22 protein-coding genes and 1 pseudogene are annotated in these 23,256 nt (G+C 58.8%); 10 read left to right on the top strand and 13 right to left on the bottom strand.

Going from position 1 to position 23,256, the window contains the following annotated elements; genetic code table 11:
- Window positions 1-2: 2 nt before the first annotated feature.
- From addA to regB, 7 genes are all read right to left on the bottom strand, one after another.
- On the bottom strand, window positions 3-3,362 hold the full coding sequence (gene addA / locus AC2FNR_RS01445; RefSeq protein ID WP_496847713.1) for a double-strand break repair helicase AddA: 3,360 nt from the start codon (window positions 3,360-3,362) through the stop codon (window positions 3-5).
- Window positions 3,359-6,286, bottom strand: coding sequence for a double-strand break repair protein AddB (gene addB, locus AC2FNR_RS01450; RefSeq protein ID WP_496847714.1), 2,928 nt, complete (start codon window positions 6,284-6,286; stop codon window positions 3,359-3,361). The genes addA and addB overlap by 4 nt, the downstream gene beginning before the upstream one ends.
- Window positions 6,279-6,965: a nucleotidyltransferase family protein gene (locus AC2FNR_RS01455; protein WP_496847715.1), complete on the bottom strand. Its 687-nt coding sequence runs from the start codon at window positions 6,963-6,965 to the stop codon at window positions 6,279-6,281. Before AC2FNR_RS01455 ends, addB begins: the two co-directional genes overlap by 8 nt.
- On the bottom strand, window positions 6,962-7,966 hold the full coding sequence (locus AC2FNR_RS01460) for an aminoglycoside phosphotransferase family protein (protein WP_496847716.1): 1,005 nt from the start codon (window positions 7,964-7,966) through the stop codon (window positions 6,962-6,964). Before AC2FNR_RS01460 ends, AC2FNR_RS01455 begins: the two co-directional genes overlap by 4 nt.
- Complete coding sequence (tsaE, locus tag AC2FNR_RS01465; RefSeq protein ID WP_353392493.1) at window positions 7,963-8,436, bottom strand: tRNA (adenosine(37)-N6)-threonylcarbamoyltransferase complex ATPase subunit type 1 TsaE; 474 nt, start codon at window positions 8,434-8,436, stop codon at window positions 7,963-7,965. Before tsaE ends, AC2FNR_RS01460 begins: the two co-directional genes overlap by 4 nt.
- A gap of 41 nt (window positions 8,437-8,477) precedes the next feature.
- Window positions 8,478-9,986, bottom strand: a complete 1,509-nt coding sequence (locus tag AC2FNR_RS01470; protein ID WP_496847717.1) for a PAS-domain containing protein — start codon at window positions 9,984-9,986, stop codon at window positions 8,478-8,480.
- Window positions 9,987-10,050: 64 nt separating this feature from the next.
- Window positions 10,051-11,448, bottom strand: a complete 1,398-nt coding sequence (gene regB, locus AC2FNR_RS01475; protein ID WP_170355588.1) for a sensor histidine kinase RegB — start codon at window positions 11,446-11,448, stop codon at window positions 10,051-10,053.
- A 93-nt stretch (window positions 11,449-11,541) separates the two neighbouring features.
- Between regB and AC2FNR_RS01480 the strand changes: the two genes are divergently transcribed.
- From AC2FNR_RS01480 to AC2FNR_RS01490, 3 genes are all read left to right on the top strand, one after another.
- On the top strand, window positions 11,542-12,162 hold the full coding sequence (locus tag AC2FNR_RS01480) for an SCO family protein (RefSeq protein WP_496847718.1): 621 nt from the start codon (window positions 11,542-11,544) through the stop codon (window positions 12,160-12,162).
- Window positions 12,163-12,238: 76 nt separating this feature from the next.
- Window positions 12,239-12,793: an ActR/PrrA/RegA family redox response regulator transcription factor gene (locus AC2FNR_RS01485; RefSeq protein WP_142637470.1), complete on the top strand. Its 555-nt coding sequence runs from the start codon at window positions 12,239-12,241 to the stop codon at window positions 12,791-12,793.
- Between the two features lie 165 nt (window positions 12,794-12,958).
- The gene (locus AC2FNR_RS01490; protein ID WP_170355586.1) at window positions 12,959-13,330 is read left to right on the top strand and encodes a VOC family protein; all 372 of its coding nucleotides are present in this window, start codon (window positions 12,959-12,961) and stop codon (window positions 13,328-13,330) included.
- On the opposite strand, the gene AC2FNR_RS01495 is transcribed toward AC2FNR_RS01490, so the two are convergent.
- Window positions 13,327-13,920 (bottom strand): HD domain-containing protein, encoded by a 594-nt coding sequence (locus AC2FNR_RS01495; RefSeq protein WP_480868866.1) that lies wholly within the window; start codon window positions 13,918-13,920, stop codon window positions 13,327-13,329. The genes AC2FNR_RS01490 and AC2FNR_RS01495 overlap by 4 nt on opposite strands.
- A 205-nt stretch (window positions 13,921-14,125) precedes the next feature.
- Here AC2FNR_RS01495 and AC2FNR_RS01500 point away from each other — a divergent pair, with 205 nt between their 5' ends.
- The 3 genes from AC2FNR_RS01500 to AC2FNR_RS01510 all read left to right on the top strand — a co-directional run bounded on the left by AC2FNR_RS01500 (window position 14,126) and on the right by AC2FNR_RS01510 (window position 16,696).
- Window positions 14,126-14,446 (top strand): hypothetical protein, encoded by a 321-nt coding sequence (locus AC2FNR_RS01500; RefSeq protein ID WP_496847719.1) that lies wholly within the window; start codon window positions 14,126-14,128, stop codon window positions 14,444-14,446.
- A 101-nt stretch (window positions 14,447-14,547) separates the two neighbouring features.
- Window positions 14,548-15,936, top strand: coding sequence for an adenosylhomocysteinase (gene ahcY / locus AC2FNR_RS01505; protein ID WP_496847720.1), 1,389 nt, complete (start codon window positions 14,548-14,550; stop codon window positions 15,934-15,936).
- Window positions 15,937-15,949: 13 nt separating this feature from the next.
- Entirely contained in the window at window positions 15,950-16,696 is a 747-nt protein-coding gene (locus AC2FNR_RS01510; RefSeq protein WP_496847721.1) for an extensin-like domain-containing protein, read from the top strand.
- A gap of 32 nt (window positions 16,697-16,728) precedes the next feature.
- Here AC2FNR_RS01510 and AC2FNR_RS01515 read toward each other — a convergent pair whose 3' ends face one another.
- A complete protein-coding gene (locus AC2FNR_RS01515; RefSeq protein ID WP_496847722.1) occupies window positions 16,729-17,805 on the bottom strand; it encodes an L-dopachrome tautomerase-related protein in 1,077 nt (358 codons plus the stop codon).
- 92 nt (window positions 17,806-17,897) lie between these two features.
- Here AC2FNR_RS01515 and AC2FNR_RS01520 point away from each other — a divergent pair, with 92 nt between their 5' ends.
- Complete coding sequence (locus AC2FNR_RS01520; protein WP_170355581.1) at window positions 17,898-18,773, top strand: LysR family transcriptional regulator; 876 nt, start codon at window positions 17,898-17,900, stop codon at window positions 18,771-18,773.
- Between the two features lie 135 nt (window positions 18,774-18,908).
- Window positions 18,909-19,250, top strand: a complete 342-nt coding sequence (locus AC2FNR_RS01525) for a DUF2853 family protein (protein WP_353392476.1) — start codon at window positions 18,909-18,911, stop codon at window positions 19,248-19,250.
- Between the two features lie 190 nt (window positions 19,251-19,440).
- Here AC2FNR_RS01525 and AC2FNR_RS01530 read toward each other — a convergent pair whose 3' ends face one another.
- Genes AC2FNR_RS01530 through tsaD form a run of 4 tightly spaced genes read right to left on the bottom strand, consistent with a single transcriptional unit; the run spans window position 19,441 to window position 22,181 of the window.
- Complete coding sequence (locus tag AC2FNR_RS01530) at window positions 19,441-19,863, bottom strand: EVE domain-containing protein (RefSeq protein WP_496847723.1); 423 nt, start codon at window positions 19,861-19,863, stop codon at window positions 19,441-19,443.
- A complete protein-coding gene (locus tag AC2FNR_RS01535) occupies window positions 19,863-20,132 on the bottom strand; it encodes a YciI family protein (protein ID WP_170355578.1) in 270 nt (89 codons plus the stop codon). Before AC2FNR_RS01535 ends, AC2FNR_RS01530 begins: the two co-directional genes overlap by 1 nt.
- A gap of 1 nt (window position 20,133) precedes the next feature.
- Window positions 20,134-21,090, bottom strand: a complete 957-nt coding sequence (locus AC2FNR_RS01540) for an NAD(P)H-dependent glycerol-3-phosphate dehydrogenase (RefSeq protein ID WP_496847724.1) — start codon at window positions 21,088-21,090, stop codon at window positions 20,134-20,136.
- On the bottom strand, window positions 21,087-22,181 hold the full coding sequence (gene tsaD, locus AC2FNR_RS01545; protein WP_496847725.1) for a tRNA (adenosine(37)-N6)-threonylcarbamoyltransferase complex transferase subunit TsaD: 1,095 nt from the start codon (window positions 22,179-22,181) through the stop codon (window positions 21,087-21,089). The genes AC2FNR_RS01540 and tsaD overlap by 4 nt, the downstream gene beginning before the upstream one ends.
- A gap of 85 nt (window positions 22,182-22,266) precedes the next feature.
- On the opposite strand from tsaD, the gene AC2FNR_RS01550 reads away from it, so the two are divergent.
- A complete protein-coding gene (locus tag AC2FNR_RS01550; protein WP_496847726.1) occupies window positions 22,267-22,992 on the top strand; it encodes a uroporphyrinogen-III synthase in 726 nt (241 codons plus the stop codon).
- A 54-nt stretch (window positions 22,993-23,046) separates the two neighbouring features.
- A pseudogene (locus AC2FNR_RS01555) lies at window positions 23,047-23,256 on the top strand (hypothetical protein); the annotation flags it as partial.

Below are 23,256 nucleotides of genomic sequence, written 5' to 3' on the forward strand. Positions count from 1 at the left end.
GGTCAAGGTATCTGGGCGCGGGTCAGTGCTTGGGTCACAAGTTCGTGTGGCAACCACATCAACTGCGCGGTGCGGGTCCATAGGATGGCGGTTTTCACTTTTCGGTCGGGATAGATTTGGGCCATCGCTTGCGCATAAGCTCCCATCTGCCGCAAAAGACCCTCGGGGCACGCAGTCGGGGCCTCTGGAACGGTGGCGTTTGATTTAAAATCAATCACCTGTACCTCAGTTTCGGTTACGATCAGCCGGTCAATCACCCCATGCATTCGTTGACCGCCCAGATCTGCGCTAACGGGAACTTCGGCCAGCGTGTTTTCCGTAAAGACAGGCTGCAAGTGGTCCGAGGTCAGAACGGCCTTTGCCTCTGCCAGCAGATCGTTGCGTTCGATGTCTTGCATATCGGGAAGTACTCTGGCGCAAAGCTGCGGCCAGTCCTGATGTGGTGCGCCGGGCAGGTGTTCCAGCAATAGATGCAGGCGAGTGCCCCTGAGTTTGGCGGCCTCTTCATCCTGCCCCGCATCACCCGGCAGCGCCTTGGCTCCACCCAGATTCGAAGGGCTGAGCGTCTCGGACTGCGGCAAAGGCGGCGCGGCGGGGGATTCAAACATTGCGGGCAGATCAGTCTGCGTGGTTTCGGCCTGTTCCTGTTCGACAAGTGACAGCCCGTCCCAATTCCCATGCGACAGGCGCAGAGTTTCCGAGCCCGGCAGTTGCGTGGCCCCTGCCCGCGCCATTGCCGCTTCGACCATCTGATACCAGCTGGTGCCATCCTTGCCGACATCGCCCGCGGCCCCGACGATCAGCCACTTTTCCGCCCGTGTCAGAGCCACATAGAGTAATCTCAGGCGCTCATTCTCTTCCCGCGCGCGGGCCTCAGACCGGGCTTGAGCAATCAACGCCGGTGAGGCATCGGCGGGCACTTTCCACAAAGGCACCCCCTCGCCCACCATGATCTCGGCATCGCGGGGGGCTTGACGTTTTCCGGTATCGGGCAGGATCACGATCGGAGCCTCCAGCCCCTTTGAGCCATGCACTGTCATCACCCGGATCATGTTGCCGACACCGCTCATCTGACGTTTGATTTCCAGATCGTCGGTCTGCATCCAGACCAGAAAGCCGGTCAGGCTGGGAATATCCGTGCGCTCATAAGCCAGAGCCTGCGACAGCAGCGCGTTGATCCCGTCTTCGGCCTCGGCCCCCAGACGACCCAGCAATTTGCGCCGTCCGTCATGGCGGGTCAGGATGCGTTCGATCAGGTCATAGGGGCGCAGAAAGTCGATCTGGCCGCGCAGGTCATTCAGAATCTCAAGCGTTTCGGGGAAATCCTCGGCCCGGTGGCGCAGGGCGGCCCATAGGAACTGCTCGGACCGCCGGTGTGCCAGATCGAATAGCTGCTGCTCGGTCCACCCGAATAACGGTGATTTCAGCACAGTGGCCAGAGACAGACTGTCTTCGGGCGTGGCCAGAAAGCTGAGCAGAGCGGCCAGATCTTTCACCGCCAGTTCCGCCCCGACTTTCAGCCGGTCGGCCCCGGCGATGGGCAGATTGGCGGCCTTGCAGGCGCGGATGATCTCGGCAAACAGATCGGACCGGCGCTGCACTAGGATCAGGAAATCGCCCGGCTGCACCTTGCGCCGCACGAATGCGCCGGGGGTGTTGCCATCCTCGGGGATCGTTTCACCCCGGTCGATCATCTCTTTGATCGAGTGTGCCACCTTTTCCGCCAGAATAACCGTGTGATGCCGTGCGCCGGGGCGATCGACGGGATCGGTCCAGTCGCCATCCTCTTCATCCTCGACCTTTTCAACCACGGGCCACAGGTCGACTCGCCCCGGCAGGCTGGTTTTGAAAGCGCGGTGCAGGGCTTTGTCCTGAAACCCGGCCTCGGCATGGCCTTCGAACAGGATATTGACCAAGGACAGGATCGCGCTGGACGAGCGAAAGGAATATTCCAGCTCCAAACTCTCCAGTTTAGAGCCTGAATTGCTCAGCCGCCGCCCGAATTCCTGCTGCATCTGGTCAAAGGCCGCAGGGTCCGCGCCCTGGAAGGAATAGATCGACTGTTTCTTGTCGCCGACCACAAAGATCGTGCGCTCGACCCCAGACCTTGCCCCCTCGCCGCTGGTGAATTCCTGCGCCAGCTTCTCGACCACATCCCATTGGTCGGGGCTGGTGTCTTGCGCCTCGTCCACCAGAATGTGGTCGATGCCGCCATCCAGCCGGTACAGCACCCATTCGGCAACCGCCGGGTCGTTCAGCACTTGCCGTGCGCGCAGGATCAGGTCGTCGAAATCCAGCCAGCCGCGCAGCTGCTTGCGGCGCTCATATTCCGGCAGAAAGGCAGAGGCGAACCGGTGCAGCACATGGGTCTTGCGCGCCGCCACCAGCGCCAGCCGCTGTTCCCGCGCAGCCTCGATGCGCAGCATCAACGCCTCAAGCTGTGGCATCTGCCCGGCCAATGCGCCTTCGCGCAGGGCTTTGGTCGGGAACGCGTTGATCTTGGCGGTAAAGGGTTCTTTGGCGGCCTTTCCGGTCAGAAACACGCTTTCCAAGACGGGCAGACTGCTGATCCGGGGATCGGTGAACGCCGACAGTTTTGCCGCTGCCTTGGCGTTATTGCCGCCGCTTTCCGTTAGCGCAGGCAGGATCGCGCGGATCAGGTCGACCTCACCGCCCAGAAACACGCGGGCTTTCAGCGCGTCTTCGTCGAATCCATTGGGCAGGTCGAACCGGTCCAGCAGGTCAGCCCAGCCCAAGGGCTGCGCAAACAGGTTGCGCTTGTGGGTGATCGCGGCGGTCAGATTGTCGAACCCGGTATCGGTAACGAAACGGGCCACATCCTCGATCAGAGCGGCATGAGGGCCTTCGGCGAAATCCTCGACGATTTCTTCGCGCAGCAAGGCGGCGGCGCGGTCTTCCATCTCGGAAAACTGGGGGCTGACACCGGCCTCTAGCGGGAATCGCCGCAGAAGCGAGGCGCAGAAAGAGTGGATCGTCTGGATTTTCAGCCCGCCCGGCGTTTCAATCGCGCGGGCAAATAGCGTGCGGGCTTGTGCCAGACGGTCGGGATCAATCCGGCCGGGGACGCCCAGATCGGTCAGTTGCGCCAGCAGCGCCTTGTCACCCAGCATCGCCCATTCGCCCAGCCGTTTGAACAGACGGTTCTGCATCTCACTGGCGGCGGCTTTGGTGTAGGTCAGGCACAAGATGTGCTGCGGCTGCACCCCGTCCAGCAGTAACCGCGCCACCCTGTCGGTCAGAACCCGCGTTTTGCCCGAGCCCGCATTTGCCGCCAGCCAGGTCGAGGCATCGGGCCGCGCTGCCTGCACCTGCCGTTCGGTCGCGTCGTTGCGGGCGCTCATGTCAGATCCTCGGGCTTGGTGTCTGCGGTGCGGTCCCATTCGCCGAACCGGGCCAGATGGTCGTAATCGCCAGAGTCGGTGTCCTTGTGCAGCATCCGACGCGAGGAAAAGCCTTGGTTAGGCTCTAAATAAGCCGAAATCAGCTCTTTTAACTCGGCCAACACCTTGTCCGTCGGTTCTTTCGCCAACGGTGCGGGGACTTCTTTGTAGCTGCCGCCCATGCCGATAAACACCGCCTCAGCCACGGGCAGAGGGTCAAAACCCTCGATCCCGCCCTGCTCGGCCATGGCGGCTTCGATCAGCAGTTGCTTGTCAAATTTGGACTGCTGGCTTTCGGTCGGAGGCGCACCGGTTTTGTAATCCACCAGCCGCAGCGCGCCCCGGCTGTTCAGGTCGATACGGTCGGCGCGGCCTGCGATGGTAAAATTCAGCGGCTCTAGCACCAGCTTCATAGCGGCCTCAAACGCCACGGGCCCGCCATCGCTGCGTCGGGCGGTTTCGGCGCGTAAGAAATCATCGGCGATCCGCTCCAGCCGTGCCAACCACAATTTGCGGGCGGTGGGCCACGCAACATGTTGATCCAGAAGGGTTTCTGCGCGTTTCAGAAATGTTTCGCGGGTCAGCAGTGCGGTGTCCAGTACGCTGTCCTTGACGAAATGTTCCAGAATCTCGTGGATCACGATGCCACGCAATAACGCATCGGGGGCCTGCACCAACGGGTCCAGAGGCCGCAGCCGCAGCACATGTTTGGCATAAATCGCATAAGGGTCCCGTATCAGGCGCTTGATCTCGGTCACGCTCAGACGACGCGGGCGCGACGTGACCGGAGGGCGAGGAGACGGGCGCGATGCCGCCGGAATTTCGGGCGCGATTTCAAGTTGTTCCGACCAGCTCAGCCATTTCTGCCCGCGCCCGCGCATGGCCGAAAGGGCGGCTCGACCGCCCTGTTCCGGCAGGCCCTGCAACAGGTTCGTCAAACGGTTCAACCAGCGCGACGGCACGGTTTCGGCATCATCGGATCGGGTGGCCCGGGTCAGCCAGACCTCGGGCGCGCCGATGGCCTGTTGGAAATCATGCGCCGATAGACCAATCCGCCGTTCGGGCAACAACAATCCTGCCTTGGCGCGCATCTGGCGGTTCAGCCAGGGATCAGGGCTTGGGGCCTCGGGCCAACTGCCTTCGTTCAAGCCACCAAGGATAAGTAGATCTGCACCCTGTACTCGTGCCTCGAGTGTTCCCCAGATCATGATATGGGGATGCGGTGCGTCGCGGTCCCGGACCTCTTCACCTGACAGCAATGCACCCAGCAAATCCGCAAAGTCATGCGCCGTCATCGGACCACCATGACCAGCTTCTTCCGTAAGTGCGGTCAGAACCGACAAAGCCTTTTGTCCTGCGTTCTTGTCCCAAAGCGTACCGGGCCCCCCGGTATTTCCGGCTGAAATCGCTTCGGCCAGATCGCGCAACCGGATGACCCAGTCCGATAGTGGCAGATCTGTAGTCACTTGTTGGTCGCAGAAGTGATGCGACACCCAACGCACCCAATCGTCCGGCACCTCTTTGCGGATCGCAAACGCGGTCAGGCTGCGGCTGTCCGGGAACGGAGGCCCATGCCGCCGCAGGTCAAGCTCCAGATCGCGCGTGTGCAGCAGATGTGTACCGCGATCGCCACCATCGTGGCAAAGGGGATGTTTTAGTAGTGTCAGCAGGGCCTCGCCATCCAGCCGTCGCGCAAACAATCCGGCCACATGGCGCAGGAATCGCCCCGGTGGTGAAAGCTGCAGCGGCAGACCTGCGCTGTCATCTGGCAGAATGTTCCATCGATCCAAAGCAGCACTGACTTGCCGCGTCAGCATCCGGTCCGGGGTGATCAGAGCAGTGGTCTGACCTGTCTCGGCCGCTTGCCGCAAGCGCAGGGCAATGGCCAGCGCCTCGTCCCGCGGCGATTGTGCCTCGACCAGGGTCAGGTCTTTCGTCGCGCCGTCCAAATCTGTCAGCTTGGGCCCTTCGGACATCCAGGCATCCGTGATTGGTGCTGGGCGTAATGCTAGGGAAACCAAACGGTTACGCGCGGGTGACGGAGGTGTATCAGGTGTCCAGGGCGTGACTTGATCGGGCCTCAGATCAAGCTGAGTTATCAATTTGTGAAATCGGTATTGCGGGTGATCTTCCGAGGTCAGGGCATCGTCCAACCCCCGCCAGACGTGATCAGGCTGATCGAAGTCGTACCCCGGCAGGATCAAAGCACCCTGTGGAAGGCGCGCCACCGCCTCCATCAGCATCAGTGTGGTGCCGCGTGATCCGGTAGATCCCGCCAGAATGACCGGATGTTGCGGAGGTGCGTCCCGCCACCGCGCAATAAGGTTTTCGACGACGATGCGCTGTCGGGCCTGCGCGTCCAGCGCATCGGGTCCTGCGTCGATGAATTGATCTGCGATCCCAATAAAGGCCTGCGCGCGTGCCCAATGGCCAGACAAGTCGCTGACATCCAGCTGCCCGATTGCCTCGGGCGACACGCCCTCGCCCTGCATTTCGTCGATCAATGCGGCCAGACTGTCGGACAAATCGAACAGCGAAGATCGCGCCGCCAGATCAGGTTGTTGGTCCAGTAGTTTTGAGACTAGCTGTGTCAACTCCAACCGCCTGCGTAGTGCCGGAATAGCTGGCGGAACGCTAGCCAGGTCAACGCTTTCGCCCAAGTCTGTGACCAAGGATAAACGCGGCAGAAGGCAGGCTGGCCCTTGGTCAAACAACTCTCGCACACGTCGGGCCATTCGCCTTGTGTTTACCACCAGCTGCACCTTGGCCAATGCTTCGGGCGGATAGTCCTTGCTGCGGTCGCGCAACCCTTTCACCAAAGCGGCCGGAAAATCTGTGCCGGGGGGAACGGCAAATACACGGGGTAGACCGCTGGGGTCAAACATCCGCCAACATCCTTTCAGCCAGAGCGATCCCTTCGGGACGGCCCACATCGCACCAGCGCCCGGGATATGTCAGGCCAAACAACCGACCGTTCTGATGCATTCGGTCCCACAAAACATTCAACGAAAACGCCTTGTCCGGGATATCGGCCAATCCATCGGTTTTCATGATCTGCGCGCCACCATAAACCAACCCCGGGCCGCGCGTGATGCGGCCGTCGCGATCTGCAGTGAAATCACCCTGACCCGCATGTCCAACGGCTTGGTCTGTTGGTATGCACATCAATAGCGCATCCATCTTTTCGGGATCCCAAGCATCCCGCAGCATCCCAAGTGGATTTGGCCCCGACCAGATCGCATCTGAATTCAGGGTGAAAACAGTACTAGACCCTAACAAAGGTAATGCTGCGCGCAATCCACCTCCTGTTTCAAGGATTTCGGGTTGTTCATGGGACAGCAAAACACCCTTGGGGGCAAGATGAGCCTCAAGCTGATCTGGCAGGTAATGCAGGTTGGCGACCTTACGAATTGGATCAAGGTCGTTGACCAGATCAAGCGCGTGGTCAATCAGCGGGCGGCTTGCGCATTCCACCAGAGGTTTCGGCCGATTCTTGGTCAGCGCACCCATACGAGTTCCAAACCCGGCAGCAAACAGCATGATGGCATCAGGCGTTTCGGTCATGACTCTCTGAGCTTAGCAAGGTTTTCAGGCGTCGGTGCAGGTAGCCCATCACGTAACAGATCGGACACGGTGACCAACGCGGGATGTTCCAGATCGCGCATCAAATGCGTCCATGTCGCGGGGATCAGGTCGACATATTGCGGTTTTCCATATTCCGTCGCCAATCGGGCAAATACACCGAGAATACGCAGGTTTCGTTGCGCTCCCAGAACGGCATATGCGGTGCGGAAATCGTGGTCGTTCACTCCGGTTGTCTGAATATACCTGTTAACCATCCGCATTTCGGTTCCAGGTGCTACATCCCGGCGCACATCTTGCAGAAGCGAGACCAGATCATAAGCGGGATGGCCCAGCATGGCTGTCTGAAAGTCCAGCAACCCAACGCGGGCAACGCCGTCGCGTTCAGGCAACCAAATCAGGTTTTCGGCGTGATAATCCCTTTGGACAACAACTTTTGTTCCCGCAGTTTCCCGGTGCAGGATATCTGCAAACCGGTGTTCGAACCGATCCCGTGCGTCCTCGTCATGCGATCCTTGGATCGACTGGGCGTATTTGGTGAACGACAGTGCGGACAGTTCTGTCATCAAGGATGGGCCATAGGATGGCAATGAAAGCGTCGGTGCCTTGTGCAGCGTGATCAAAACGTCTGTGGCTGCCTCGTAGAATTCACGTTCCATCGTCGGAGACCGCCGCAGCACACGCGCAAACAGATCGTCGCCCAAATCCTCAAGCAACAAAAAGCCATATTCGGTATCTTCGGCATAAATTTCGGGCGCGCTAAGGCCGATGGATCGCAAATGGTTTGCCATTCGGACAAACTCTTCGACGGGTTCAGCCTGACCCGGTGGCGAGTCCATCAAAACCGCTGTCTTGCCGGTATCCGGATCGGTCAGACGCTCATAACGGCGGTTCGAGGCGTCCCCGGCCAAAGGCGCACGCTGCGCATTGGCCCACGGGGTTTGAGCGATCAGCGCTTCGGCCAGCACAGCTCGGTTTGTCATTGCGCGGCCTCCAGTCTGCTGGCCCATTCGGTATTTACCCACGAAAGGGTTATAAGGCGTTTTTCCACAGTGTTAGGGTCTGTTTCAAACGAAAGTGTCAAGGCATTTTCAGGTTGCATCGACCCGAGTTTGTCAGGCCATTCCACAAGGCAAATCGCTGTTTCAAATGCCTCGGTCAGGCCAAGCTCATCGACCTCATCCACTGCGCCAAGGCGGTAAAGATCACAGTGCCAGATTTCTCCGATTTCGGTGTCATAAACCTGAACCAACGTAAATGTTGGCGAAGGAACGTCTTCGGGGATGCTCATCACCGATTGAATAAGACTGCGGGAGAAGTGGGTTTTTCCGCTGCCAATTTCGCCTTCGAGCAAGAGAGTATCGCCCGGACGTAGAATCCGGCCCAACCGAGCGGCAAAATCTGCCGTCTCACAAGGCGAGTTGAAGGTGATTGCAAAGGGCGCGGTCGTCATGGCGCCACAATGACGTCGCACCGGTTTGCCTGCAACCCGGTTCAGGCGCTGATCTGGTGTAACTTAGGTTGAAGAACTGTTTTATCTTCTGTTGCAAACCGGATAATTGTCGCTCCGTTTTGCATCGGGCAGATTGTGCATTCAAGCGAAGCACCATTGCGCATACGCAACTCTGCCGACCATTCTGCCCGGTTGTCGCGCATCCCTACAAACTCTCGAATCTCACCGAAAACAGGGGATGCAGTACAAAGTTCCTGCCATTTGCGTGTGACATCCAGAACTGAATCGGCGTCAAACCCCGAGTCTCCGTTGTCGCCCCACAGATTTTGATAGGCATAATTGGTAAAGGCCAGGGTTCCGTCATCGCCAAAAACGGCGACCGCATCCACCAGTTTGTCCAGAACCGATTGCATCAGGTCCATTTCTGAACGGAACCGCCGGGTCAGGGTGATCTCGGCCGTGATGTCTTCGAACAAAAAGGCGACGGCACCGTCGGGATGGGGGCGGCCGCTAACCGAATAAACCGACCCTGAGGGCAGCGACCACGTTTCCTGATAATTCCCGTCCTCGGCAGCCTCAAGCAGGTCATTCATCTGACTGCGCCAGCTTCGGTAGTTCTTGGGTTCGGGCATCATGTGTTGATCCCTTAGCCGGTCGAAAAAACTGGACAGGCTTGGCCGGCAGCTGAGGAAGTCCGGGGGCAGGGCGGTCAGGTCAATTAGGGCCGGGTTGAACAGGGCCAATTGTCGGTTGCGGTCGAAAATCGCCAACCCAATGGACAGTTGGGCAAAGGTCTTGGTCATCGTCTGAACGAATTTGCGCTGGGCGGTTTCGGCGTCGACAATCGCGTTGATGTCGACGGCGTAACACAAGTGCCCCTCTGGATGGTGGACTCGTGTCAGATCGAACCAAAGCTTGATTTCGCTGCCGTCCGACGAAATTGAAATCCGCGTCTTTCCACCCAGTCGGGCATCTTCTTCGGATCCGGGAAACAACGGCGCGGTCAGATCGGTATCCTGACCCCGCACCTTGCGAACCAACGAAATATAGGCTGCGTTGCACCAACGAACTGTGTCTTGTTCATCCAGTAACCAGACGGGATAAGGCGCGCGTTCCATTGCCAGGCGGATTGGATCGTTCGCCTCACGGTTGATGGTGGCAGGGCAGATGCTGTTTTCACGCAATTGAACCCTGACTATGCCGTCGATCCATTCGCACATGACGTCACGCTCGACCGTACAGTCTATGGCGGGGATGATCAGATTACCCTCCTGTCGGATGCAGTCCGGAGTTTCGGGAAAAGTGGGAAAGTCTCGCTGCAGTAAACGGCGCAGGTCGTGCCAGGACCGGACTTCTTCGAACCCTTCTAGCGCGATATCCGAGTGGCTGATCAGACGTTGATCGTCGAACAAAAACACCGCGTCAAACAAGGACGTGGGCGAGGATAGGCCGAAATTGTCCCCCCTGTGCCGACGGCGCGGCAGCAGCCATTGCACCGCAAGGCCGGCAGAGACCAAGCCTATGACAGCCAGAGTGAACCAGTCGACCATGAACGCCCCGCAACAGAAGTTACGAAACCGGATTATGGTTACCAATGGTTAACGGGGTCTTAACTCAGACCTGAATCCGTTGGTTCGCGCCAGACGGGACCGGGGTGTCTCCTTGTTGCGCATCAACCAGATTTCTCGGCCAAGTGACCTTGACGATAGCCCCCCGACGTTCGGGGTTTTCGGATAAGGTCTGATAGGGGTCTGAACCGTTGGCAAATTCCAGTTCCGCTCCGCTGCGCTCCAGCAGGGTTTTGGCGATGAACAAGCCCAACCCCATGCCTTCGTATTCTGGGCGTGCGCGCTGATCGGTTTCGGCGCGCCGGCGGCGCATGAATGGGTCGCCAATTCGCCCGATCATCTGAGACGGATATCCGCGCCCGTCATCCATGATGCTGACAATGATCTGATCAGAGCTCCATTCCGCCTCGACCCAAACGTTCGCGCGGGCAAAATCCACCGCATTCTGGATTAGGTTCCGCAACCCGTGAATGATTTCGGGCTTGCGCAGGATCGAGGGTTGCTGAACATCCCCGTCATCCGCAGGACCTTCGGTAAAATGGACGGTTTTGCCCCGGTGAATGTGTGGTTCTGCAGCCTCGTTCACCACGGTTGAAAGAGGGGCCTGCCGCAGATGCAGATCATCCTTTCCGGCCCTGCCCATGTCGCGCAATATGTCCCGGCACCGGTTGGCCTGTTCTCGGATCAGCGCGGCATCCTCTTTCAGTTCGGGCCGGTCATCCAGTTCTTCGATCAACTCCGAGCTGGTCAATTTGATTGTGGCCAGCGGCGTGCCCAGTTCGTGCGCGGCCGCAGCAACAACCCCACCTAGGTCGGTCAGCTTCTGTTCTCTCGCCAGGGCCATATGCGTGGCGGCCAGAGCCTCGGACATGGATTGAACTTCGGAACTGACACGATGTGAATAGGCACCCAAAAAGACGATCGCGATGACGATCGCGGCCCAGTTTCCGAACAACAGGATATCCGGGATTTCAAGATCCATTCCGACATCCGTGCGCAAGGGCACATGGAATTCGGCCAGCAGAGTGGTCAGAACAATTGCAACCACGCCAACGATCAACGTCGACCGGGTGCTCATGACATTGGCCGAGATCGTTACTGGCCCCACAAGCAGCAAGGCAAACGGATTGTTCAGCCCCCCGGTCAGGTACAGCAGAACGGTCAATTGCAGCAGGTCGAACAGAACCATCAGGAAGTTCTCGAACTCTGACAAGCGCTTGTTTCTTGGGAAGATCAAGATCGCAGTCAAGTTGCCCAGGATCGATACCCCGATGGCCAGGTAGCACAGCATCACATCCAGCTCGACGTGATAGGTCTGTTGGGCGACGGTGATGGCTGTGATCTGGCCGATGATGGCAACCCAGCGCAGCAGGATCAGCGTGCGCAGCCTGATCCAGCTGCTGCGTTCCTGTCCACGCCATAATGTGATGTTGGAATTGGCCATGGGTTCACTATGTCCTGTTGCATCGGCTGATCATCTTGATAGGTGTCCGGGCCGAAACGATCAACAACCCCTCTGATCATTAGGATTGAAGTCATGGTCCGTCTTTATGCCGTTCTTGCCACCGTTGTTCTTGCCATTGGACTGGGGGCCATGTGGCTGCTGACCCGAGGTGCCGGATCAGATGATCAGTTCGCACAATGCCGGTCCAGCCAAATCGCCGGTGGCACCGCAGCAATCGGCGGCCCATTCGAATTGATCAACGGAGAGGGTCAGACTGTCACCGACGCTGACGTTATCACCGAGCCGACACTGGTCTATTTCGGCTATACGTTCTGTCCTGATGTCTGCCCGTTCGACATGTCGCGCAACGCCGAGGCCGTGGATATACTGGCGGGTCGTGGCCAGTCGGTGACGCCTCTTTTCATCTCAATCGACCCAGACCGGGACACGCCAGAAGTGGTGGCCGACTATGCCTTTAACATGGGCGGTAAAACCATCGCGCTGACCGGTTCGGCCGAGCAGGTCAAAGCCGCCAGCCAGGCTTACAAGACCTATTACAAGGCCCATGACAAAAGCGACGAATACTATCTGGTCGACCATTCCACCTTTACCTACCTGATGACGCCCGAGGCCGGATTTCTTGAATTCTTCAACCGCAATGACACAGCTGAACAGATGGCCGACAAGGTCGGGTGTTTTCTGGACAAACTGTGATCCGTTTGACCTTTGCAATGGCGCTGCTATTACTCATAGCTAGGCCAACGGCGTGAAATAGCGGAAAGAATAGAATATGGCAGACAGCTCTGACCTGGATATCGGCCCGGACAAATCCCTGCTTCTGGTAGATGATGATGAGCCTTTTCTGAGACGTCTGGCCAAAGCCATGGAAAAGCGCGGCTTCGAGGTCGAGACCGCAGGTTCGGTCGCCGCAGGCCGTGCCATTTCAACAGCCCGCCCACCAGCATATGCGGTCGTGGATTTGCGGCTTGAGGACGGCAATGGTTTAGACGTGGTCGAAGTGCTGCGTGAAAAGCGCCCGGATAGCCGGGTTGTGGTTCTGACCGGATACGGCGCGATCGCGACCGCCGTGGCCGCCGTTAAGATCGGTGCGACCGATTATCTTTCGAAACCCGCCGACGCCACTGACATCACCAACGCGCTGCTGGCCAAGGGCGACGAACTACCACCGCCCCCGGAAAACCCCATGAGCGCGGACCGCGTGCGCTGGGAACATATTCAACGGGTTTATGAGCTGTGCGACCGGAATGTGTCCGAGACTGCCCGTCGACTGAACATGCACCGTCGGACGTTGCAGCGGATTTTGGCAAAGCGCAGCCCGCGATAAGCTTGTTTGAGTCCTCGGCGCTGAGATTCAGTCTTTCTATGTGTTCTAGCCGGCAGATAAGTTGCGGTGTGTCGTCATGTGTCACGCCTTCGTGACTTGCACCTCTGCGACCTGAGGCCAAGTGTTCGCCTCGGGAAAACACTTAACAAGACAGGAACCTCTCAAATGATCGGTTACGTGACCATCGGCGTGTCAGACATGGAGCGCGCAAAGAAATTCTATACCGAGCTGCTTTCGGATCGCGATGCCAAGGTGACGCTGGATGTGGGGCGCATCGCCTTTATCGGCAACCAGCCCGGTGCGCCGATGCTGGCTGTGTGCGAACCTTATGACGGTGGTGATTGTGCGCCGGGAAACGGCACTATGGTGGCTTTTGCAGCGGATTCGAAAGAGCACGCGCAGGCGATGTACGACAAGGCGATCAGCCTTGGTGCCACCGACGAAGGCGAGCCCGGCCAGCGCGTGCCGGATGTGTTCTACGGGGCCTATGTCCGTGATGCGGACAACAACAAGATCTGTTTCTACGTCTTCGGCTAAAGCTGTGCCAACAGGGCGGCGTGCCGGTCAGTATAGGCGCGTCGCACCTCGACCGGAGGGCGCAGGACGATGTTCAGCCCCTCTGTCACCGACTTGTCGGGGCGACCAAAAAACTTGGTCGCCTCGGCCTCGGAAAAGCCCGCGATCTGGGTGGCCTCCATCCAGGCGCTGATCTTGTCGGCCTTTTTGATCTGACGTTTCACTGTCTTCGGCACCGCAGCGGGCAGGCCAAAGCGAATGTGGATCGCCGCCGCCAACCGATCATCCAACGCACCATAGTCGGGACCGACGGCGGATTTGACCGGCGAGATCATGTCTCCGATCACATATTCGGGGGCGTCATGTAACAAGGCGGCCAGCCGCCATTTGACCGGCGCATTGGGGGCCATGCGGCCATAAAGCTCTTCGACCAGCAGCGAATGTTCGGCCACGGAATAGGCGAAATCCCCTGCCGTCTGGCCGTTCCAGCGCGCCACAAAGGCCAGTCCATGCGCGATATCTTCGATCTCGATATCCACAGGGGTGGGGTCCAGCAGGTCCAGCCTACGGCCCGACAGCATCCTCTGCCACGCGCGGGGTTGTGTTGCCATTATGCCATGCCTCGTCCGTACAGCCGCGATTGCGCCTCAATTTTATGGTATGGTTTACCTGTCAAGATCACCAGCTGCCAACTTTTTCTTGAGCATTCGTGCTTTGAACAAGTGCGCGGTGATACCGACATCAAGTACCGAGGGGGGCGCATGCTTCTCCCGGTGTGCCCCTCTCGATTGAAACCAGAATCGAAAGGAGCTTGTTATGTTCAAGCGTTTATTTGGAGTTGCCCTGGCTTTTGGAATGGCCGCGACTGCGCCTCCGGCTTTTGCACAGCAGAACACTTGTGCGCAGCGTGATCACGTAATCGCCAAGCTACAGGACAGCTATTCGGAACAGCTAGCCTTTGGCGGATTGCAGAAATCGCGCGACGGGCAATCGGTGATGGAGGTTTGGACCTCTGAGGAAACGGGAAGCTATACCGTTTTGGTGACCCATGCGAACGGCCTGAGTTGTATCGTCGCCGTTGGCACCGATTTTTTTGAGGCGATCCCCAAGATCAAGGTAGACGGCACGCCAAGCTGATTTTAGCGACAAAAATCCCGTTTCCGGCCATCTGCGTTGCCACGCTCATAAAGGGATGTTAGGGGCAACCCGGAACAGTATTTACCGGAATGGAGTACCTGATGGCCGGGGACTATATCGTCAAAGACATTTCGCTGGCCGGGTTCGGCCGCAAAGAACTGGATATCGCCGAAACTGAGATGCCGGGCTTGATGTCCCTGCGTGCAGAATATAGCGAAAGCAAACCGCTGAGCGGCGCGCGCATCGTTGGCTCGCTGCACATGACCATCCAAACAGCCGTTCTAATCGAAACGTTGGTGGCGCTTGGTGCAGATGTGCGCTGGGCGTCGTGCAACATCTTCTCGACCCAGGACCACGCGGCAGCGGCAATTGCCGAGGCTGGCATTCCCGTCTTCGCCATCAAAGGCCAGACCCTGGAAGAGCATTGGGACTATCTGGACAAGTCCTTTATGTTCGAAGATGGCCCGAACATGATCCTGGACGACGGCGGCGACGCGACGCTGTATATCCTGCTGGGCGCACGTGCCGAAGCGGGTGAAGACATCATTCCCGTTCCGGGCTCGGAAGAGGAAGAGGTGATCAAGAAGCAGATCGCCAAGCGTATGGCTGCAAGCCCAGGCTGGTTCACCAAGATGCGCGACCAGATCAAAGGTGTGTCCGAGGAAACCACGACCGGCGTGAACCGTCTGTATCAGCTGGTGAAAGAAGGCCACCTTCCTTTCCCTGCGATCAACGTGAATGACAGCGTCACCAAGTCGAAATTCGACAACAAGTATGGCTGCAAAGAATCGCTGGTCGACGGCATCCGCCGCGCCACCGACACCATGCTGGCCGGTAAGGTTGCCGTGGTCTGCGGCTATGGCGATGTGGGCAAAGGCTCGGCCGCGTCGCTGGCCGGTGCCGGTGCCCGTGTGAAAGTGACCGAAGTTGACCCGATCTGCGCGTTGCAGGCCGCAATGGACGGGTTCGAGGTCACTCTGCTGGAAGACGAAGTTGCCAGCGCTGATGTGTTCATCACCACCACCGGCAACAAGGACGTGATCCGTATCGAGCACATGCGCGAGATGAAGGACATGGCCATCGTCGGCAACATCGGCCACTTCGACAACGAAATTCAGGTGGCCAGCCTGAAAAACCACAAATGGACCAACATCAAGGAACAGGTGGACATGATCGAGATGCCCTCGGGCAACCGCATCATCTTGCTGTCCGAAGGCCGTCTGCTGAACCTCGGCAACGCCACCGGGCATCCGTCGTTCGTGATGTCGGCCTCGTTCACCAACCAGGTTCTGGCGCAGATCGAGCTCTTCACTAAAGGCGATGAGTACAAAAACGAAGTCTATATCCTGCCCAAGCATCTGGATGAGAAAGTCGCCCGCCTGCATCTGGACCGTATCGGCGTGAAGCTGACTCAGATGGACTCGGAACAAGCGGCCTATATCGGCGTGAAACCCGAAGGTCCCTATAAGCCCGAGCATTACCGCTACTGATCGCGGATCGGGTATGACGAAACGCACGGGACGCCGCCGGTTCATGCGACTGGCGGCGTCTTTCTTTTCCATCATCGTATTTCTATTTCTAGTTGGCTCTGCCGGATTCCTTCTGGTGACACACCCGAAGTCACCCTTGCCTGACCATTGGAACCCCCTGCGCGATCTGTCGATTACGGCCCCGGTTACTCTGGTTACGCGGTTTCAGTTGAACCGTGCTCTGGCGGATGGGGCGCAATGCAAGGCGGTACTGTCTGCGGACGAAGTGGCGTTTGCTGAGATGGAGGATTTGGTCGTCGATCAGAATTGCGGGATCAGCGGACGGGGCCTTCTGTCGCGCCTTGTTACCGCAGATGTCCGAGGGGTCGAAACGCGCTGTACCACAGCTCTGCGTCTTGCCATGTGGGAACATCACGTGGTTCAGCCTGCTGCGCGGGACATTTTGGGCACTGAGGCGCGCGCTCTGCGGCATCTGGGCAGCTATAACTGCCGCCGGATGCGGACCGCGCAGGGGCAGGTCAGCCGATGGAGCAGTCATGCAACCGCGGATTCCATTGATATCGTGGGGGTCGATCTGGCTGATGGACGCACACTAAACTTGTTGCGCGACTGGCCAACTGAAGGGTCCGAATCCGAATTCCTACGCCAGATCGGGCAGGGCGCTTGTGATTGGTTCCGGGTGGTGCTGAGCCCCAATTTCAACAAGCTGCACGCGGACCACTTCCATTTGCAGGGGCCGGGCTGGGGCTATTGCAGATAATCCGGCCCCGAGAACCGGGGCCGGAGATTGGCTTAGCGTCCGCTGACCGCATCAGCCAGAGATTTGAACCGGACGATCTTGTAGATACCCTTCGAGGCATCTTCGCCATTGTTCAGTACGGGAGAGCGGTGCAACTCGTTAATCGTGGCATAGACATACCCATCCGCACCGATCGAAAACCCGTCTGGCCACGGCAATTCATCGTCCGACTGGAACAGCACTTCATAGCTGCCATCCGGCTTGGTGACGCCCAGCGCATTGTCCGTCATCGCGGTGATGTAGACATTGCCGCCGGTATCCACGGTTGACCCATCTGAGATCGGCTTGTCGCCATAGCGTTCAACCTTGGCCTCAAGATCGGCATCTGACAGGCTTTCATCCAGCAGCGCAGCGGTAGGAATGCGGTACATCGCACTTGCCGTCATTGGGGCGAAATAGACCCATGTGTTGGTCGGATCGACGGTGATCGGGTTGATGCCGATCTTGGCCGGGTTGCCGCCCAACGTGATCTCACGCCCGTCGATCACCATCGGCGTATCCTCGGGAATGGTATATTTTGAGCCTTCCAGAACCCGCCGCGCGCGCCCGGTATCCAGATCAACCACGATAATGGCCGAGTTCTGCCCGTCGCCGGTATCCGAGATGTAGATAGCCCCATGATCGCGATCCACAGCCAGATCGTTCAGGAACGATGTGGGCCGCGCCACAGGCGCGCCGATATAGTGGATCGCGTGCAGCGTTTCGGTTTTGGTGTCCCAACCAACGACGCGTCCGGTCTGGTTCTCGCCCTGACAATCCAGCATCCACAGGATTCCATCGCGATCCGCCCGCAGGCCCAACACGCCGTTCAACCCGTCCGCATCATCGTTCGGGGCGCGGGCCCAGTCTTCGGTCGGGTAGGGTTGGGTGGAGCCGTCCGGCATCACTTCAACCACGCGCAATTCAGGACCGTAGAATTCATGCACCGACATAAACATGCGCCCATCCGGGCCAATTGCCAGATTGCCCGGAGGCATGGCCTTTTCAAACTCAAGATAGGTTTCCAACTCGGCTGCCGCTGCGGGCATGGCCAGCGCAAGCGCGCATGTGGCTGCGTAAAGTGATTTCATCAGGTCCTCCTCTGGTCGTGATTCAGCAGATACCATTTGAAATTTTCCGCGATAACTGGCTCAATATTGAAACCAGCGTTAGGAATTTTCGAATGTACCATGTGAATGACCTGCTGACCTTTGTCTCGGTCGCGAAAACCGGCGGCGTCGGGTCCGCGGCCAAGGCGCAGGGGATCTCGGCGGCGACGGTCAGCCATCGCATCACGAAGCTTGAGGAGGTTCTGAACCTCAAACTCTTCCACCGCAACAGCCGCAAGGTGCAACTGACCGAAGAAGGTCTGATCTTTCTGGACCGGATCGAACCTTTGTTGGCCGATTTGCGCGACGCCGAGCTTGAGGCCGGCAGTGGCACTGGCGCATTGCGCGGACATTTGCGCGTGACGCTGTCACCCTGGATTTTGTCGCGCTTCATCATGCCGGTTATGAGCGCGTTTCAGGCCGAGCATCCGGACCTGACGGTCGAGTTTCTGGCCGTTGATCGCTATGTCGCGTTGGTGGATGAGGGTATCGACTGCGCGATCCGGGTGGGACAGATGGCCGACAGCACACTAAAGGCCCGTAAACTAAGCGATAATGACAGGATCATCTGTGCTTCACCGGTGTTTTGCGAGACATATGGACTGCCGGCCACGGCTGAAGACTTACGCCTAATGCGCTGGGCCTGTCTGCCGTGGCAAACTCGGCTCGACATCACGGATGGTCACGGTGCTGCGCAGTTTTCGATCCCGCGCGGGATTGCAGTATCGAACTCGGATATGTTGACCGAAGCGGCGGTACAGGGGTTGGGGCTTGCGGTCAAATCCCGCTTAGCTGTTCAGCGCGAGTTGGAAAGCGGGGCACTGGTTGAGGTCATGCCTGGTGTTTTGCGGTCACCTGACGCTCCGATCTCATTCGTGCATGCAGGGAACGCAACACCTGGGCGAAAGGTGCGCGCTTTCTCGGATTTGGCCAATCGCGCCTTTCAGTGAGTTTTCCGTGTTTCCTTGGGGGGAAACAAACCAGTTTTTCCCGTTGTGACCTACCCTCAGCTGAATAGATTTCCCGCACTTGTTTCAACCTTTTGTGACTTCGCAGCAAGACGCTGCTTTACGGGAGAGCCAGTCATGGGAAAACGCGACGACTTGATTGCAAAATACGCGGAAGATCTGAAGAACAAATGCGGGATGGATCCCGATATGGACTTGCTGACCAAGGTCACGATCGGTTGCGGTCCGGCGATCTACGATGCCGACGCATCGACCGTGGCGGCTTCGCAAGAGGGCGAGATTGAGACTGTCAAAAACAACTTCCTGATCAAGAAACTGGGCCTGTCCGATAGTCCTGCGTTAGATGAGGCGATACAATCGGTGCTTGGCACTTATGGCATGTCAGAACGCAACAAATACCGCGCTGTGGTCTATTACATGCTGACCAAACACTTCGGCAAGGAATCGGTCTACGGCTGATCCAGTAGCGCCCGTCGCAGCGGCGGGCGATTCCAATTTTAAGTACTTGGTGTTTGTATCGGCGCCGCTGTTTCGGCTAGTGTCATCTTGTGACCAGGACGGTCAGAACCGAAGAATTTCTATACGCGTGTGGTGAGTCGGGAGCACGCGGGGTAGGGAAGGTTCTGCATCCGTTGGAACCTTCCCTTTTTTATTCCGCCTGAGTCTGCCCCAGATCGCAGATCACCTGCCATTCGGCATCCGTTACCGGCTGCACCGACAGGCGCGAGTTTTTCACCAGCACCATCTCGTCCAGCCGTCCATCGGCCTTGATCTGGTCCAGCGTGACCGGTGTTGTGAAGGGCCGTACGGCCTTGATATCCACACATTCCCAGCGGTCATCATCGGTGGTGCTGTCAGGATGGGCGGCGGCGCAGACCTCGACGATGCCAACCACCGCCTTGTCCTTTTGCGAGTGGTAAAAGAACCCCCGGTCGCCCACCGCCATCTGACGCATGAAATTGCGCGCCTGATAGTTGCGCACGCCGTCCCATTCCTCGCCTGCGTCCCCTTTGGCAACCTGTTGGTCCCAGCTCCAGGTCGAGGGTTCGGATTTGAACAGCCAATATGCCATCAGCCGATGACCTTTTTCCACGCGATCAGGTCGACGGACTGGAACAACCCTGCCTTGGCATAGGGATCATTGTCAGCCCAGCTTTGGGCGGCGGCCATGTCTTCCACCTCAAGGATGATCAGCGACCCGATCATTGCGTCGCCATCCAACAGGGGTCCAGCTTGCGCAACGACACCGGTTTCTTCGATGTAAGCCAGGTGGTCGGCGCGATTGTCCAGCCGGGTTTGCAATGCGCCGTCCTTGTCACGGGCGATCAGAGCGATGAGCATATTATTCCTCCTTCAGGGGTCTGTTGAGCAGAGTATCAATGGCCTGCGCCACACTATATGTGCCTTGGCTCAGGTCGGCGACAGTGGCGCTGATGGGCATGTCCAGCCCTTCGGCTCGGGCAATGTCGGACATGGCGCGCGCGGTTGCGACGCCCTCGACCGTGGTGGTGGTGTCAAAGGGCTGATTTCGACCCAAACACAAGCCAAAACGATAGTTTCTGGATAACTCGGACGAGCAGGTCAGCACCAGATCGCCCAATCCCGACAGGCCCATAAGGGTTTCGGGCCGCGCGCCGCGCATTAGGGCAAAGCGCTGCATCTCAGCAAATCCGCGCGTCATCAGCGCGGCGCGGGCGCTGTCGCCCAAACCGGCTCCGATCGCTGCTCCGCAAGCGATGGCCATGACGTTCTTCAACGCGCCGCCCAGTTCCGCCCCGATCAGATCGGTGGTGCGGTACAGGCGCAGGTTCGCCGTGGTCAGGTCATGCTGTAGCTCATGCGCATCCTCAGCGCAGGCCAGCGTCAGCGCGGTGGGCAATCCGCGTGCGATATCATCGGCAAAGCTCGGGCCGGTCAGCAGGGCAGGGCGCGCGTCGGGAATGGACTGGCGGATGACCGAGATCGGACCCAGCCCGGTGGATAGCTCGATACCTTTGCAGCAGGCCACCAGCGTTTTCCCAGCCAGAACCACGCCGTGATCCGTCAGCACACCGCGCAGTTTTTGCATCGGCACTGAGACCAGTAACGTTTGACTGCGCGTTGCCTGCGTAATGTCCGCCGTTACGGTGATCGCATCCGGCAAGGCCACACCCGGCAGCCGCGCCGCGTTTTCACGCGTGATGTGCATCACCCGCGCCTGTTCCGCGTCTCGCGCCCAAAGCGTTACCGGTCCGTTTCCGGCCAGCGAAATTGCCAGCGCGGTCCCGAATGCACCCGAGCCCAGAACCGAAACGCTCATGCCTTGGCCCCTTTTTTGCCACTGCCAAGCATTGCGGGGCTGGTCTGGTCCAAAGGCCAGCGGGGGCGGGCGGTCAAGTCCAGCCCGTCGCGCGCGCCGGTGCGGAATCGCTCGATCCCGGCATAGGCGATCATGGCCGCGTTGTCGGTGCAAAGGGCGAGAGGTGGTGCGGTGAAACGCCCGCCTTTCTCATCGCATACAGTCTCCAATGCTGAACGAATGGCCGAATTCGCCGCGACGCCTCCTGCCACAGCAATCAACGGCTCCGAGGGGTTTTCGTTTAGATAAAGATCCATCGCTCGGCGGGTTTTCTCGGCCAGTGTATCGACAACGGCCTGTTGGAACCCGGCGCACAGATCGGAGCGGTCCTGACGGGTCAGCCCGCCTTTCTCGGCCACGACCTGATCGCGCATCCGCATCAGTGCAGTCTTCAGGCCTGAAAAAGACAGATCACATCCGGGGCGGTCCAACAAAGGCCGCGGAAAGCGGAACCGTGTGGGATCACCTGCGCGGGCCTCGGCCTCGACCGAAGGGCCGCCGGGTTGCGGCAAGCCCAGTAGACGGGCGGTTTTGTCGAACGCCTCACCCGGCGCGTCGTCGATGGTGCCGCCCAGACGGGTAAAGTGGTCCGGCCCGTGGGCGATCAGGTATTGGCAATGTCCGCCCGAAACCAGCAGCATCAGATACGGAAACGCGATCCCGTCGGTCAGGCGTGGCGTCAGCGCGTGGCCTGCCAAGTGGTTCACCCCGATCAAGGGCAACCCGGTCGCGGCACTGATCCCTTTGGCGCACATCACGCCGGACATGACGCCGCCGATCAAACCCGGCCCCGCAGTCACGGCTATGGCGTCCATGTCGGACAGAGCCAAACCAGCCTCCTCAAGCGCCTGCACCACGCAAGTGTCCAGTTTCTCGGCATGAGCGCGGGCAGCAATCTCGGGGACAACGCCGCCAAAGGCACTGTGCAGTTCGTTTTGGCCATGAACGATCGAGGACAAAACCTCGACCCCGTTTTCGCCATGGCGCACAACGGCTGCGGCTGTGTCGTCACAGCTGCTTTCCAACCCGAGGACAGTAAGTGTTTGCACCATTGGCCTGATCCGTTACACCTTGGTTGCCAAGCGGGGTATCACCCTGTGCGGATGCAAACAATCCCAAGGCCCAAGGCGCCGACCGTTGTATTTGTTGATGACCCGCCCGCGCGCGGCCTCTGAAAGGTTCGTTGCGCAGCTTCCGACCCGCGTCAGGTCTCGGGTGCAGGTCATCTATTCCCCGATTCTGGAAATCAAACCCCTGCCGGTTCATGTGGATACGATTGATACGCGTGGGCTGATTTTCACTTCAGCCAATGCGGTGAACGCGGCGGCCTCGGCTGGGGTTGAGCGGTCTTTACCTGCCTTCTGCGTGGGTCCTGCAACAACAGGTACGGCAAAAGGTGCTGGGTGGGACGCGCAAATGATGGGCCAGACCGCCGAGGAGTTAATCGCAGCCCTTTTGCAAACCCGACCGCTCAGTCCGCTACTGCACCTGCGCGGCGAGCACAGCCGGGGCAATATTGCCGAGCGGCTGACCGAATCCGGCCTGACCGTGCGCGAACAGCCCGTTTACCAGCAAAACCTGTTACCGCTGACACCCGAAGCGACTGCCGCCGCAAGCGGCAAATCCGCTGTTTTGGTTCCAATATTTTCACCCAGAACGGCGCGACATTTTGCCGACATCTGGCGCGGTTCTGCCCCGCTTTGGGTAGCTGCCATCAGCCAGGCCACGGCCGACCCCCTTTATTCTTTGCCCTATGCGCGGTTGAAGGTCGCGAAAGCGCCGACACCCAAGAAAATGCGTAAGGCCGTTAAAAAACTTGTGAAACATGCGTTGCGGGTTGAGGGCGACGTGGCCACCGACTAACTTAGCCGGGTCTGTTGTTCCAAGCATTTCGGATTCGATAAGGGGAATATTGCGGTGGCTGATAAGAAGAACTCCGATCAAAAACCGGTGGATGATCCCAAGACAGATGAGTCGGTTGAAGATGTTTCCGCATCTGAGGAACCGACTATTGACGATGCAACAGCGTTAGAAGAGACCCTTTCCGAAGCCGAAGCCGAAGCCGAAGCCGAAGCCGAAGCCGAAGCCGAAGCCGAAGCCGAAGCCGAAGCCGAAGCCGAAGCCGAA

It is taken from the genome of Ruegeria sp. SATB045 (assembly GCF_059613525.1).

Coding starts and splice junctions, on each gene's coding strand:
- regB (WP_170355588.1), bottom strand. CDS start 11,448: ATGGCCAATTCCAACATCACATTATGGCGTGGACAGGAACGCAGCAGC.
- AC2FNR_RS01495 (WP_480868866.1), bottom strand. CDS start 13,920: ATGGCAACACAACCCCGCGCGTGGCAGAGGATGCTGTCGGGCCGTAGG.
- AC2FNR_RS01525 (WP_353392476.1), top strand. CDS start 18,909: ATGGGAAAACGCGACGACTTGATTGCAAAATACGCGGAAGATCTGAAG.
- ahcY (WP_496847720.1), top strand. CDS start 14,548: ATGGCCGGGGACTATATCGTCAAAGACATTTCGCTGGCCGGGTTCGGC.
- AC2FNR_RS01540 (WP_496847724.1), bottom strand. CDS start 21,090: ATGAGCGTTTCGGTTCTGGGCTCGGGTGCATTCGGGACCGCGCTGGCA.
- addA (WP_496847713.1), bottom strand. CDS start 3,362: ATGAGCGCCCGCAACGACGCGACCGAACGGCAGGTGCAGGCAGCGCGG.
- AC2FNR_RS01455 (WP_496847715.1), bottom strand. CDS start 6,965: ATGACCGAAACGCCTGATGCCATCATGCTGTTTGCTGCCGGGTTTGGA.
- AC2FNR_RS01535 (WP_170355578.1), bottom strand. CDS start 20,132: ATGCTCATCGCTCTGATCGCCCGTGACAAGGACGGCGCATTGCAAACC.
- tsaD (WP_496847725.1), bottom strand. CDS start 22,181: ATGGTGCAAACACTTACTGTCCTCGGGTTGGAAAGCAGCTGTGACGAC.
- AC2FNR_RS01530 (WP_496847723.1), bottom strand. CDS start 19,863: ATGGCATATTGGCTGTTCAAATCCGAACCCTCGACCTGGAGCTGGGAC.
- tsaE (WP_353392493.1), bottom strand. CDS start 8,436: ATGACGACCGCGCCCTTTGCAATCACCTTCAACTCGCCTTGTGAGACG.
- AC2FNR_RS01520 (WP_170355581.1), top strand. CDS start 17,898: ATGTACCATGTGAATGACCTGCTGACCTTTGTCTCGGTCGCGAAAACC.
- AC2FNR_RS01490 (WP_170355586.1), top strand. CDS start 12,959: ATGATCGGTTACGTGACCATCGGCGTGTCAGACATGGAGCGCGCAAAG.
- AC2FNR_RS01500 (WP_496847719.1), top strand. CDS start 14,126: ATGTTCAAGCGTTTATTTGGAGTTGCCCTGGCTTTTGGAATGGCCGCG.
- AC2FNR_RS01485 (WP_142637470.1), top strand. CDS start 12,239: ATGGCAGACAGCTCTGACCTGGATATCGGCCCGGACAAATCCCTGCTT.
- AC2FNR_RS01480 (WP_496847718.1), top strand. CDS start 11,542: ATGGTCCGTCTTTATGCCGTTCTTGCCACCGTTGTTCTTGCCATTGGA.
- AC2FNR_RS01470 (WP_496847717.1), bottom strand. CDS start 9,986: ATGGTCGACTGGTTCACTCTGGCTGTCATAGGCTTGGTCTCTGCCGGC.
- AC2FNR_RS01510 (WP_496847721.1), top strand. CDS start 15,950: ATGACGAAACGCACGGGACGCCGCCGGTTCATGCGACTGGCGGCGTCT.
- AC2FNR_RS01515 (WP_496847722.1), bottom strand. CDS start 17,805: ATGAAATCACTTTACGCAGCCACATGCGCGCTTGCGCTGGCCATGCCC.
- addB (WP_496847714.1), bottom strand. CDS start 6,286: ATGTTTGACCCCAGCGGTCTACCCCGTGTATTTGCCGTTCCCCCCGGC.
- AC2FNR_RS01460 (WP_496847716.1), bottom strand. CDS start 7,966: ATGACAAACCGAGCTGTGCTGGCCGAAGCGCTGATCGCTCAAACCCCG.